Below are 12,530 nucleotides of genomic sequence, written 5' to 3'. Positions count from 1 at the left end.
CGAAAGCGCGCAGCTTTTTGGGGTGTGGGGGTGGCTCCGGCCCTCGCCTTCTCACAGGAGTTCGTCATGAACGTCGCCTTCATCGGCCTCGGCATCATGGGCCGCCCCATGGCCGGCCACCTGATCGCCGCCGGGCATAGCCTCTTTCTCCACGACATCACCGGCGTGCCGCCGGAGCTGGCCGGCACCGCCGCCTCCTCCGCCGCCGAAGCCGCGCGGCAGGCCGAGATCGTCATCACCATGGTGCCGGACACGCCGCATGTGGAGGCGGCGCTGTTCGGTCCCGGCGGCGTCGCCGAGGGGCTGTCGCCCGGCAAAATCGTGGTCGATATGAGCTCGATCTCGCCGATCGCCACCAAGGGCTTCGCCGAGAGGATCAATGCGCTGGGCTGCGACTATCTCGACGCCCCGGTGTCGGGCGGCGAGGTCGGCGCCAAGGCCGCCAGCCTGACCATCATGGTCGGCGGGCCGCAGGCCGCCTTCGACCGGGTGAAGCCCCTGTTCGAGGCGATGGGCAAGAATGTCACCCTGGTCGGCGGCAACGGCGACGGCCAGACCACCAAGGTTGCCAACCAGATCATCGTCGCCCTGACCATCGAGGCGGTGGCCGAGGCCTTGCTGTTTGCCGCCAAGGCCGGGGCCGACCCGGCCCGGGTGCGGCAGGCGCTGATGGGCGGCTTCGCGGCGTCGCGCATCCTCGAGGTGCATGGCGAGCGCATGATCCAGCGCAACTTCGCGCCCGGCTTCCGCATCGCCCTGCACCAGAAGGACCTGGCCCTGGCGCTGGACGGCGCCAAGGCGCTGAGCGTGCCGCTGCCGAACACCGCGGCGACGCAGCAGTTGCTGCATGCCGCCATTGCCCAGGGCGGCGCCGCCTGGGACCACTCCGCCATCCTCAAGGTGCTGGAGCGCCAGGCCGATTTCGAGATCGCCGCCCCCGCGGCGGCACAGCAGGACGCAGCCTGACGCCATCGCCGGTTTGAAGCACTTTCAAACGGAGCCGCGCCTCCCGCCCTGGCCGCCCGGTGCTAGGCTCCGGACGGACGGGACGGGAGGCGTGCGATGCGGCTGTGGATCAAGGACCCGCTGGCGATCCTGGCGGAGGGCGCCGAGCGCGGCGTGGTGGTCGAGGACGGGCGGATCGCCGAGCTGGTGCCGGCAGGGCGGGAGCCCAAGGCGCCGGCCGACAGCGTGTTCGACGCGGGCGCCCATGTCGTGCTGCCCGGGCTGATCAACACCCACCATCATTTCTACCAGACCCTGACCCGCGCCCTGCCGGCGGCGCTGGACCGCGAGCTGTTCCCCTGGCTGCAGGCCCTGTACCCGGTCTGGGCCCGGCTGGACCCGGAGGCGCTGCGCAGCGCCGTCACCGTGGCGATGGCGGAGCTGCTGCTGTCCGGCTGCACAACCACCTCGGATCACCACTACGTCTTCCCGGACGGGCTGGAGCACGCCATCGACATCGAGGTCGAGGTGGCGCGGTCGCTCGGCCTGCGCGCCGTTCTGACCCGCGGCTCGATGAACCTGTCGGTGCGCGACGGCGGCCTGCCGCCGGACAGCGTGGTGCAGGACGAGGACGCCATCCTGGCCGACAGCGAAAGGCTGGTCGCGGCGCATCACCAGGCCGGCGACGGCGCCATGGTGCAGATCGCGCTGGCCCCCTGCTCGCCCTTCTCGGTCACCGGCTCGCTGATGCGGCGCACGGCGGAGCTGGCCGAGCGACACGACGTGCGGCTGCACACCCATCTGGCCGAAACCGAGGACGAGAACCGCTTCTGCGTCGAAAAATTCGGCTGCCGGCCGCTGGACTATCTGGAGCAGTGCGGCTGGCTGGGCCCGCGCACTTGGCTGGCGCACGGCATCCATTTCGACCCGACCGAGATCGGCCGGCTGGCCGCGGCCGGCACGGCGGTGACGCATTGCCCCTGCTCGAACCAGGTCCTCGCCTCCGGCCACTGCCCGGTGCACGGCATGGAGCAGGCCGGGATGATCGTCGGCCTCGGTGTCGACGGCTCCGCCTCCAATGACGGCTCGAACCTGATGCAGGAGGTGCGCGCCGCCTTCCTGCTGCAGCGGCTGCATTACGGCGTGACCGCGATCAGCCACCGCGACGCGCTGCGCTGGGCCACCGCGGGATCCGCAGCCTGCCTCGGCCGGCCGGATCTCGGCACCATCGCGCCGGGCAAGCAGGCCGATCTCGCCCTGTTCGCTCTGGACGAGCTGCGCTTCGCCGGCCATGGCGACCCGCTGGCGGCGCTGGTGCTGTGCGGCGCGCACCGGGCCGATTTCGTCATGGTCGGCGGCGCCTGGCGGGTGCGGAACGGCGCGATCCCCGACCTCGACCTGCCCCGGCTGATCCGCAGCCACCAGGCCCTCGCCGCCCGGATGGAAGGTACCCTTTGACACCGAGGCCCTTGCCGAACGGCCATTCGATTTACTAAAATCTCCATTCGATAGAGTCGAACGGCCGATCGGGAGGTTGGCATGGACGACGGGATGGAGAGCCGGGTTCGGGCGCGGCTGCCACAGGATGCGCGGCGCGAGCAGCTGATCGATGCGGCGATCACGGCGATCGCCGAGCACGGCCTGTCGAACGTCACGCTGAGCAAGGTGGCCAGCTTGGCCGGGCTGACCGCCGGCATGGTCAATTTCCACTTCAAGTCGAAGCAGGACCTGCTGCAGGCCACGCTGGCGCGCATGGCCGAGGCCTATCGCGGCCTGTGCGAGAGCGCGGTCGCCGCGGCCGGCCGGGCGCCGGAGGAGGCGCTGATGGCGCTGGTCCGCGCCAGCTTCGACCCGCAGGTGGCGAGCCTGGAGCGGCTGGCGGTCTGGTACGCCTTCTGGGGCGAGAGCCGGGCCCGCGACGATTACATGGCGCTGGTCGGCACCTCCGACCGTGCCTTCTACGAGGCGGTGCACGCACTGATGGCCGAGCTGGCCGAGCGCGCCGGCGCCCGGATCGAGCTGCGCGCCGCGGCGCTGGGGCTGTGCGGCTTGGTCGACGCCCTGTCGCAGGAGGCGCTGGTGCAGCGCGAGGCCTTCGATTGGGACGACGCGGTCGACACCTGCCGCCGTTACCTGGCGAACCTGTTCCCGGCGGAGTTCGCCACCCCGGCCCGGCTGCGCCTGGTGGCGGAGACGGAATCCGACGCGCCCGCCCTGCCGCTGACCCTGCCCGGCTGGACCTATGCCGATCCCGGCATCCACACCGCCGAGATCGAACGCATCCACCGCCCGGCCTGGCACCTGGTGGCGCATGTCTCGGAGCTGCCGAACCCGGGCGACTACGTCACCTTCGAGGCGCTGGGCGAGCGCGCCTTCGTCATCCGCGGCGAAGACGGTGGGGTCCGCGCCTTCCACAATGTCTGCCGGCACCGCGCCCATGCCGTGCTGCAGGGCCGCGACGGACACTGCAGCGGGCTGATCCACTGCCCCTACCACGCCTGGTGCTACGCCTGGGACGGCCGGCTGCGCGCCGTGGCGGCGGCCAAGACCTTCCCGGAGATCGACACGTCCGGCCTGGGCCTGCTGCCGCTCGACTGCGAGGTGCTCGCCGGCTTCGTCTTCCTGCGCTTCGAAAGCGGCGGCCCGTCGGTGGCCGAGCGCTATGCCCCCTATGCGGCGGAGCTGGCGGCGCACCGGATCGAGGAGATGGTGCCGATCGCCGACTACTGGATCGGCGAGATCGATGCCGACTGGAAGAACGTCTGGGACAACTACCTCGAGGACTATCATTTCCCGACCGGCCATCCCGGCCTGTTCGGGCTGATGTCCGGCGCCTATGACCGCGAGCCGGACGACGAGACCCGCACCATCCGCCTGAGCCACGCCCTGCGCCGCGATCCCGACGGCGGCTGGTCGACCCGGGCCTATGCCCGGCTGCTGCCGGACGTGCCGCATCTGCCGGAGGCGCTGAAGCGGCGCTGGACCTACCTGTTCTTGTACCCGGCGGTGTCGCTGGAGCTGTATCCGGACATGCTGGATTATTTCCACATCCTGCCGGCCGGCCCCGGCCGGTCGATCCTGCGCTGGCGCGCCTATGCCCGGCCGGATGACCGCCGCGCCATGCAGATGACCCGGCGGCTGAACCTGCGCGTCAACAACCGGGTGCATGACGAGGATGCGGCGCTGATCCGCTCGGTCCAGCAGGGCCTGTCCAGCTCGGCCTATGGCAGCGGCGTGCTGGGCGAGAAGGAGGTCAACCTCCGCGCCTTCCAGGGCTGGATCCGCCGCGACGTGCCGGAGGCCTGGCAGCCGCGACAGTCTTGACAGATCCAGGCCAGCGGCCGTATTGAACCATCTAGTTGTTTAACCATTTGGTTCAGCGCGTGTCGACGGATCCCCTAAGCCTCACCCTGGCGGCGCTCGCCGACCCCACCCGCCGGGCCATCCTGGCGCGGCTGGCCCAGGGTGAGGCCTCGGTCACCGAGCTCGGCGCGCCCTTCGCCATGAGCCTCACCGCCGTGTCCAAGCACCTGAAGGTGCTGGAGCGCGCCGGGCTGGTGGCGCGCAGCCGCACGGCGCAGTGGCGGCCCTGCCGGCTGCAGGCCGGGCCGCTGAAGGAGATCGCCGACTGGGTCGAGGGCTACCGCCCGTTCTGGGACGCCGGCTTCGACCGGCTGGACGCCTATCTGCGCCAACTGCAAGGCAAGGACACCGACGATGACCGCACCCAGTGACAGCGCCACCCTGGAGGCGGGGCCGGAGCTGGTCATCACCAGAATCTTCGACGCGCCGCGCAGCCTCGTCTTCAAGGCCTGGACCCAGCCCGAGCACCTGGTGCGCTGGCTGGGGCCGAAGGATTTCTCAGCTTCCGCGGTGCGGATCGACCTGCGGCCGGGCGGTGCCTGGAGCGCCGTCATCACCTCGCCCGAGGGCAAGAGCTACGGCATGGCGGGGATCTATCGCGAGATCGCGCCGCCGCAGCGGCTGGTCTTCACCTTCGCCTGGGACGAGGACGAGGCGGAGCGGATGCTGATCGCCCTGACCTTCCAGGAGCGCGGCGGCAAGACCGAGATGACCTTCCGCCAGACCGGCTTCCGGTCGGTGGAGAGCCGCGACAGCCACCGCGGCGGCTGGAACGAGTGCTTCGACAAACTGCCGGCCGCTCTGGCCGGGATCTGAACATCGGGAGAGGAAGCGTGACGAAACGCACCTATCACGGCAGCTGCCATTGCGGCGCCGTGCGCTTCGAATGCGAGGCCGATCTGGCGGCCGGCACCAGCCGCTGCAACTGCTCGATCTGCGGCAAGGGGCGGTTCTGGAAGGCGATCGTGCGGGCGCCCGACTTCCGCCTGCTGCAGGGCGAGGAGGCGCTGTCGGACTACCAGTTCGACGGCGCCGCGGGCGGCACCATCCATCACCTGTTCTGCCGCCGCTGCGGCGTCAAGCCGTTCGGGCGGGGCCATATGGAGGCGCTGGGCGGCACCTTCTACGGCGTCAACATCGCCTGCCTGGACGACGTGACGCCCGAGGAACTGGCCGGGCTGCCGGTCCAATACGAGGACGGCCGCGCCGACCATTGGGAGAGGGCGCCGGCGGAGACGCGCCACCTGTAAGAGACCGTCTGTAGATGCTACTGGCGCATTTCCAAACGATCTCCAAGGCTGCGCGACTCCGCCGCAGCCTTCTTGTCAGTAGGCCGGCGTCACGACAGTGGTGCGCGGCGGCGGCGTCACCACGGTCGCCGACGGTTGCGGCTGGGTGACCACGGTGGTCGGCTGTTCCGCAGGTGGGTTGTTCACCGTGCAGGCGGCCAGCAGCGGCAGCCCGAGAAGCGCGACGGCTAGGATCGTGGAGCGCATATCCTATCCTTCCATTCCGTGAAGCGGGGTGTCTCGACACCGCGCTCAGACAGCAACAGGGCGATCCGGCGTCCCGTTCCCGAGGGCGCGGAGCAGGCCGGCACGGCGGCCCCGGAAGCGGGCGTCGCGACAGATGCCCTGACGGCCGGGGCCGCGGAGCTGCCGTGCCGGTCTCAGCAAGCCGGCATCAGTACGCCGGCGTCACCACCGTCGTGCGCGGCGGCGTGACATAGGTCGTGCTCGGGGTGGTGACCACGGTCGGGGCCGGCTGAGTGACCACGGCAGCCGGCGCCGGCTGGGCGACCACGGTGGTCCGGGCGGGCGGGGCGGTGTTCACCGTGCAGGCGGCCGCCAGCAGCGACAGGCCCGCCAGGGCTAAAGCCGTGGATATGGAACGCATCTCACGTCCTCCAGTGCAGTGAAGCGACCCGATTCCAGGCCGCAACTCACACCCAACGGGACGAAGCGAAAATGGGTTCCTTTAGCCGTATTTACGCAAAAATCGATGGTGATCTTTATGCCGAATCGCCTCCCGCCGCAGCGCGGCGGCTGTCGCGGGCCTTGCGGGCGTCGCGGCGGTTCAGGATCACGGCGCTGGCGATGACGAAGCTGGCCACCACCAGGATGATGATCGTCGCCAGCGCGTTGATGTCCGGCGTCAGCCCCAGCCGGACCTTGGAGAAGATCAGCATCGGCAGGGTGTTGGCGCCCGGGCCCGAGGTGAAGGTGGCGATCACCAGGTCGTCCAGCGACAGGGTGAAGGCCAGGAGCCAGCCCGACACCATCGCCGGCGCCAGGAGCGGCAGGGTGATATCGACCATCACCTGCCAGGGCCGGCTGCCGAGATCGGCCGCCGCCTCCTCGATCGAGGCATCCATATCGGCCAGGCGCGACTGCACCACCACGGCGACATAGGCCATGCAGAAGGTGACATGGGCGATGGTGATGGTCATGGCGCCGCGCCCGGACGGCCAGCCGAACGTATCCTCCAGCGCCACGAACAGCAGCAGCAAGGACAGGCCGGTGATCACCTCGGGCATCACCAAGGGCGCCGTGATCATGCCGGCCAGCAGCAGACGGCCGCGGAACCGGCCGAGCCGCGCCAAAGCGATGCCGGCCATGGTGCCGAGCGCGGTGGCGACGGTGGCGGAGACCGCGGCGATCTGCAGGCTCAGCAGCGCCGCGTCCACCACCTGGCGGTTGCCCCACAGCGCCGCGTACCATTTGGTCGAGAAGCCGCCCCAGACCGTCGCCAGCCGCGACGCGTTGAAGGAGAACACGATCATCGAGGCGATCGGCCCGTAGAAGAACACGAAGCCGGCCACCAGCCAGAGGGTGAGGAAGCGGGACCGGCCTTTCATGCCTCCCCTCCCCGCGCCTGGCGGTTCTGGAACCACAGGATCGGCAGCACCAGGACCAGCAGCAGCACCACCGCCACGGCCGAGGCCACCGGCCAGTCGCGGTTCGAGTAGAACTCGGCGAACAGCACCTGGCCGATCATCGGGCTGGACGGGTTGCCGAGCAGCGCCGGGATCACGTATTCGCCCGTCGCCGGGATGAACACCAGCAGCGACCCGGCGATGATGCCCGGCAGCGACAGCGGCAGGGTGACGTCGACGAACACCCGCCAGGGCCGCGAGCCGAGGTCCATCGCCGCCTCGACCAGGCTCTGGTCCAGCTTCTCCAGCGTCACGTAGAGCGGCAGGATCATGAAGGGCAGGTAGGAATAGACGATGCCGAGATAGACCGCGAACTCGGTGTTCATCATCTCGACCGGCTGGTCGAGGATGCCGCTCCAGACCAGAACGCCGTTGAGGATGCCCTGCTTGTTGAGGATCCCCATCCAGGCATAGATGCGCAGCAGGAACGAGGTCCAGAACGGCAGGATCACGAACAGCAGCAGGATGTTGCGGGCGCTCGGCGAGGACCGGGCGATGCCATACGCGATCGGATAACCGCAGACCAGGCACAGCGCAGTCGAGATCAGCGCGATCTTGACCGAATTCAGGTAGCCCGCGAGGTAGAGCCAGTCCTGCGTCAGGAACAGGTAGTTGCGCAGCGAGGCGGTGACCGCCGGCCACGCCCCCTCCCCCCATTCCAGCAGCGCCGAATAGGGCGGCCGGCCGACGATGCTCTGGGCCAGGCTGATCTTCAGCACGATCAGGAACGGCACCAGGAAGAACAGCACCAGCCAGACTGTGGGGACGCCGATGATCAGGCCGCGCCAGGCGTCGCCGACCCGACGCAGGGCCCGCAGCCAGGGCGGCGCGGCCGGCCTGGCGGCCCCTCCAGGCTCGGGAACCCCAGAAGTCAGGTCTGGGGTCATTCGGTCAGCAGCAGCGCCGCGGCGGGGGACCAGGACAGCCAGACCCGGTCGTCCCAGTCGACCGGCCGGTCCTCCTCCCGCCCGCGACGCTCGTTCTGCCGGCTGACCGAGACCAGTCGGCCGTTGCCGAGCTGAACCCGGAACAGCGAGCGGTCGCCGAAATAGCCGAGGTCGTAGACCATGCCCTGCAGCGTGTTGGCGGCGTCCTGCGGCGGCTCGCGCCCGATCGCGATCTTTTCCGGCCGCACCGCGACCGAGACCGGGGTGCCCGGCGCCACCGCCCCGGCATGGGCCACCACCAGCGGCCCGGCCTGCTCGGTCGCCACCGTCACCCGGCCGTCGGCGGCGCTGTCCACCGTGCCCTCGAACAGGTTGATCGAGCCGATGAAATCCGCGGCGAAGCGGCAGTTCGGGTATTCGTAGATGTCGGTCGGCGTGCCGGTCTGCACGATCCGGCCGCGATTCATCACCGCGATCCGGGTCGACAGCGCCATCGCCTCCTCCTGGTCGTGGGTGACGACGATGAAGGTGACGCCAACTTGGTACTGGATATTCATCAGCTCGAACTGGGTCTGCTCGCGCAGCTTCTTGTCGAGCGCCGCCAGCGGCTCGTCGAGCAGCAGCAGTTTCGGCTTCTTCGCCAGAGCCCGGGCCAAGGCGACGCGCTGGCGCTGACCGCCGGACAGCTGGTGCGGCCGGCGCGGGCCGAAGCCCTGCAGTTGCACCAGCTCCAGGAGCTCGGCCACCCGGTCGCGCCGCTCGGCCGGGGTCATCGCCTCGTGCTTCAGCCCGTAGCCGATGTTCTTCTCCACGCTCATGTGGGGGAACAGGGCGTAGGACTGGAACATCATGTTGACCGGCCGCTCATAGGGCGGCGTCCGGGTGACGTCCTGGCCGTCGATCAGGATGCGGCCGGCGGTCGGAATCTCGAAGCCGGCGAGCATGCGCAGCAGCGTGGTCTTGCCGCAGCCGGAGCCGCCGAGCAGGCAGAACAGCTCCTTGCGGTGGATCTCGAGGTCGACGCTGTCGACCGCGGTGAAGTCGGCGAATGTCTTGGTCAGCCCCTCGATCCGGAGGATCGGCCTGGCCTGCGGGTCGAGCCAGGGCCGGTCCTTGGTGTCCGGATAGCGCTCGGCGGTGGGCATCTAGGTCGGATTTGGGTTCTGGCGGCGCGAACCCCCTCCCCCTGGCCCCCTCCCGCAAGGAGAGGGGGGACTCGATGGTGTTGGTTGAGAGATCGCTCTCCGACCGTCAAAACCCTTGTCCCCCCTCCCCCTGCGGGAGGGGGTTAGGGGGAGGGGGTTGTCGACGACACGCACCGCACCGCCCCCTACTGCCCGGCCTTGATCTGGCTCCAGGCCCGGGTGCGCAGCCGCAGCGCGTCCTGCGGCAGGTCGGCCGGCACGTACAGCTTCGCCCGCGTCGCCGCGTCCGGGTAGATCGCCGGGTTCTCCAGGATCTCCTTGTTCACGTACTCCGCGGCCGCCTTGTTGGCATTGGCGTAGTTGGTGAAGTTGGTGGCCGCGGCGATCACCTTCGGCCGCAGCATGTAGTTGATGAAGATCAGCGCGTTCTCGGGATGCGGCGCGTCGGACGGGATCAGCCAGCCGTCGAACCAGGCCGGGCCGCCGGTGTCCGGCACGGCATAGGCCAGGTCGATCTTCACCCCCGCCTCCTCCGCCCGGCTGGCGGCGGTGGCGTAGTCGCCGGACCAGGAGAAGGCCAGGCACAGCTCCTGGTTCGGCAGCTGGTTCAGGTAGTTGGCGGAATCCACCGCCTTGACGTATTGCCGGATCGGCCTGAACAGAGCCGCCGCGGCCGCGTAATCCTCGGCCTTCTGCGAGTTCGGGTCGCGGTGCAGATAGGACAGCGCCAGCGGGATCATGTCGGTCGGCGATTCCAGGATCGAGATGCCGCAATCCGCCCATTTCGCCGCCAGCTCGGGCTTGAACAGCATGTCGAGCGAGGTGACCGGCGCATCGGCCATCCGCTGCTTGATCATGTCGACATTGTAGGCGAAGCCGACCGTGCCCCACATGTACGGCACCAGATACTCGTTGCCCGGGTCATGGCCGGCGACGACCTTCAGGATCTCCGGGTCGAGATTGCCGTAATCGCTCAGCTTCGACTTGTCGATCTTCTTGAACACCCCGGCCTTGACCAGCGGCGGGATGAGGTGGGAGCTGTGCAGCACCACGTCATAGCCGGAATGGCCGGCCATCATCTTGGCATCGACGGTCTCGGACGCGTCATAGGTGTCGTAGACCACCTTGATGCCGGTCTCGGCCTCGAAATCCTGGATCGTGGTCTCGCCGATATAGTCGACCCAGTTGTAGACGTTGAGGACCTTCTCCTCCTCGGCCTGCGCCGTGCCGGCGCCGACGAGGATGGCGGCCGCGGCCAGCAGCCCGATGGCCAAGGGGGAACGCGTCATCGCCTGGCTCCCTATGTCGCCTCACCTGCCGGCCGATTGTCTGTTCGCCGCGACCGTCGGCATCCCCTATTCAGAGCCCGCTTCGTTGGGATTCTCCAGCGGATTCTTTACGGCAATTCCTATAGGCCGATCGTGCCCTTCAGCCCACGCTTCAAGAGGCCGCCGGCGATGATCAGGCGCTGGATCTCGCTGGTGCCCTCCCAGATCCGGTCGACCCTGACCTCGCGGTAGAACCGCTCGGCCACGTTCTCGCGCATGTAGCCGCGGCCGCCGAAGATCTGCACCGCCCGGTCGGCCACCCGGCCGGCCATCTCCGACGCCAGCAGCTTGGCCACCGAGCAGCGGGCGTGCAGCGCCTTGACGTCCAGGCCGCGGTCATGCGCGTCCGCCGCCTCGTAGGTCACCAGCCGCGCGGCGTGCAGCTCGGCCACGCTGTCGGCCAGCATCGCCTGGATCAACTGGAACCGCGCCATCGGCTCGCCGCCGATCCGCCGTTCCGCCGCGAAGGCCGTCGCCGCCTCGATCAGCCGCTCGGCCGCGCCGCAGCAGCGCGCCGCGATCATCAACCGCTCGCGCCGGAACCAGGCATGGATGAAGCCCATCCCCTGCCCCTCGGCGCCGATCCGGTTCGCCGCCGGCACCCGCACCCCGTCGAAGCGCAGCACCGGATGGTGGTGGCGGTAGCTGTGGGTATAGGCCGGGCTGCGGACGGTGCTCAGCCCCTCGGCCGGCATCTCGACGAAGAACAGGGCGTGGCCGCCATCGGTCTTGGCCTGCACGATCACCGTGTCGGCCAGGTTGGCACTGGTGACGTGCCATTTCTCGCCGTCGATGACGTAGTGGTCGCCGTCCCGCCGCGCCGTGGTGGCGATGTCGTCGACGTCGGAGCCGGCGCCCTCCTCCGTCACCGCGGTGCAGACATGCCGCTCGCCCCGCATCAGCGGCAGGATGAAGCGGTCGATCTGCTCCGGCGAGCAGGCCTCGAACATCCAGGACTGCGCCTCGCCATAGCACCAGGCCAGGGCGTTGGTCACCCGGCCGGTCTGCTCCGCGATCGCCACCTGGTCCAGCAGCGGCAGCTCCAGCCCGCCATGGCGCTTCGGCGCGTCGATCCGCGGCAGGCCGAGCTCGAGCGCCATACGTTCATGCCGGGCCACGACCTCGGCCGGGATCTCGCCGCCGGCCAGCTCCGCCCGCTTCTCCCACGGGATCAGCTCGGCCTCGACGAAGCGGCGGACCCTGCCCTGCCAGTCGCGGGCGCTGTCGGGGAGCGTGAAACTCATGGCATGCCTCTTAGGCCCGGACCGGCCCGTCCCGGGTGAAGTGCCGGGGGAAGACCGAGACCAGCATCTCGACCGCGCAGGCCCGGGCGTCCTCGCGGCCGAACTCCTTCGGCCCCATCATCACATGCAGCCACAGCCCCTCCAGCAGCCCGTTCAGGCTGCGGGCCAGGAGGTCCGGCGACTGCCCCGCCGCCGCCAGCTCACGGCAGAGGTTCAGCAGGGTCAGGTGGTAGTCCTGGTCGTTGGCGCTGCACAAGGCCCGGTAATGCGGCCGGGTCTTGGCCTCGCCCCAGAAGGCGCACCAGGCGGCGATCTTGCGCGGGTTGCAGATCTTCCGGTCGAAATCGGCCAGGACCAGGGCCCAAAGCTTCTCCGCCGCGGCCGGCCCGGCCTCGTGCAGGGCGCGGCGCCAATGGGCGCGGTACTCGTCGGACAGGTAGCGCAGCGTCTCGACGAGCAGCTTCTCCTTGCTCTCGAAATGGAAGTTGACGATGCCGCGCGACAGGCCGGCGCCGTCGGCGACCACGGCCATCGTCGTCTCCTCGTAGCCGCGCTTGGCGATGGCGTCGATCGTCGCCTCGATCAGCTCCTGCCGCCTCAGCTCCTTCGACTGCCGCCGCCCCCCATTCACCTTGCGCGCAGCCTGGCCCTCGGCCATCGGCACCCCCGTAAATTCTTCATGA

At 69.5% G+C, this 12,530-nt stretch carries 14 protein-coding genes; 6 read left to right on the top strand and 8 right to left on the bottom strand.

Annotated features, from left to right (window positions below):
- From AAHM41_RS19090 to AAHM41_RS19065, 6 genes are all read left to right on the top strand, one after another.
- Positions 1 to 966 (top strand): 2-hydroxy-3-oxopropionate reductase (locus tag AAHM41_RS19090; protein WP_446719463.1); only part of this gene is annotated, 966 nt, incomplete at its 5' end.
- Between the two features lie 96 nt (positions 967 to 1,062).
- Positions 1,063 to 2,403 (top strand): 8-oxoguanine deaminase, encoded by a 1,341-nt coding sequence (locus tag AAHM41_RS19085; protein WP_342238156.1) that lies wholly within the window; start codon positions 1,063 to 1,065, stop codon positions 2,401 to 2,403.
- A gap of 81 nt (positions 2,404 to 2,484) precedes the next feature.
- Positions 2,485 to 4,269 (top strand): SRPBCC family protein, encoded by a 1,785-nt coding sequence (locus AAHM41_RS19080; RefSeq protein ID WP_342238155.1) that lies wholly within the window; start codon positions 2,485 to 2,487, stop codon positions 4,267 to 4,269.
- A 59-nt stretch (positions 4,270 to 4,328) separates the two neighbouring features.
- The gene (locus tag AAHM41_RS19075; RefSeq protein ID WP_342238154.1) at positions 4,329 to 4,679 is read left to right on the top strand and encodes an ArsR/SmtB family transcription factor; all 351 of its coding nucleotides are present in this window, start codon (positions 4,329 to 4,331) and stop codon (positions 4,677 to 4,679) included.
- On the top strand, positions 4,663 to 5,124 hold the full coding sequence (locus AAHM41_RS19070) for an SRPBCC family protein (RefSeq protein ID WP_342238153.1): 462 nt from the start codon (positions 4,663 to 4,665) through the stop codon (positions 5,122 to 5,124). The genes AAHM41_RS19075 and AAHM41_RS19070 overlap by 17 nt, the downstream gene beginning before the upstream one ends.
- Before the next feature lie 17 nt (positions 5,125 to 5,141).
- Complete coding sequence (locus AAHM41_RS19065) at positions 5,142 to 5,558, top strand: GFA family protein (protein ID WP_342238152.1); 417 nt, start codon at positions 5,142 to 5,144, stop codon at positions 5,556 to 5,558.
- A 75-nt stretch (positions 5,559 to 5,633) separates the two neighbouring features.
- Here AAHM41_RS19065 and AAHM41_RS19060 read toward each other — a convergent pair whose 3' ends face one another.
- From AAHM41_RS19060 to betI, 8 genes are all read right to left on the bottom strand, one after another.
- Positions 5,634 to 5,804: a hypothetical protein gene (locus AAHM41_RS19060; protein WP_342238151.1), complete on the bottom strand. Its 171-nt coding sequence runs from the start codon at positions 5,802 to 5,804 to the stop codon at positions 5,634 to 5,636.
- 187 nt (positions 5,805 to 5,991) lie between these two features.
- Positions 5,992 to 6,204, bottom strand: a complete 213-nt coding sequence (locus AAHM41_RS19055; protein WP_342238150.1) for a hypothetical protein — start codon at positions 6,202 to 6,204, stop codon at positions 5,992 to 5,994.
- Between the two features lie 115 nt (positions 6,205 to 6,319).
- Positions 6,320 to 7,165 (bottom strand): ABC transporter permease subunit, encoded by an 846-nt coding sequence (locus AAHM41_RS19050; RefSeq protein ID WP_342238149.1) that lies wholly within the window; start codon positions 7,163 to 7,165, stop codon positions 6,320 to 6,322.
- Positions 7,162 to 8,130, bottom strand: a complete 969-nt coding sequence (locus tag AAHM41_RS19045; protein ID WP_342238148.1) for an ABC transporter permease subunit — start codon at positions 8,128 to 8,130, stop codon at positions 7,162 to 7,164. Before AAHM41_RS19045 ends, AAHM41_RS19050 begins: the two co-directional genes overlap by 4 nt.
- Positions 8,127 to 9,275 (bottom strand): ABC transporter ATP-binding protein, encoded by a 1,149-nt coding sequence (locus AAHM41_RS19040; protein WP_342238147.1) that lies wholly within the window; start codon positions 9,273 to 9,275, stop codon positions 8,127 to 8,129. The genes AAHM41_RS19045 and AAHM41_RS19040 overlap by 4 nt, the downstream gene beginning before the upstream one ends.
- Positions 9,276 to 9,460: 185 nt before the next feature.
- Positions 9,461 to 10,564, bottom strand: a complete 1,104-nt coding sequence (locus AAHM41_RS19035) for a polyamine ABC transporter substrate-binding protein (RefSeq protein ID WP_342238146.1) — start codon at positions 10,562 to 10,564, stop codon at positions 9,461 to 9,463.
- A 119-nt stretch (positions 10,565 to 10,683) separates the two neighbouring features.
- The gene (locus tag AAHM41_RS19030) at positions 10,684 to 11,847 is read right to left on the bottom strand and encodes an acyl-CoA dehydrogenase family protein (protein ID WP_342238145.1); all 1,164 of its coding nucleotides are present in this window, start codon (positions 11,845 to 11,847) and stop codon (positions 10,684 to 10,686) included.
- Between the two features lie 10 nt (positions 11,848 to 11,857).
- Positions 11,858 to 12,505, bottom strand: coding sequence for a transcriptional regulator BetI (gene betI / locus AAHM41_RS19025; protein WP_342238144.1), 648 nt, complete (start codon positions 12,503 to 12,505; stop codon positions 11,858 to 11,860).
- Positions 12,506 to 12,530 lie beyond the last annotated feature (25 nt).

This window comes from Inquilinus sp. OTU3971 (assembly GCF_038440215.1).
This window is presented reverse-complemented; position numbering and strand designations above follow the sequence as displayed.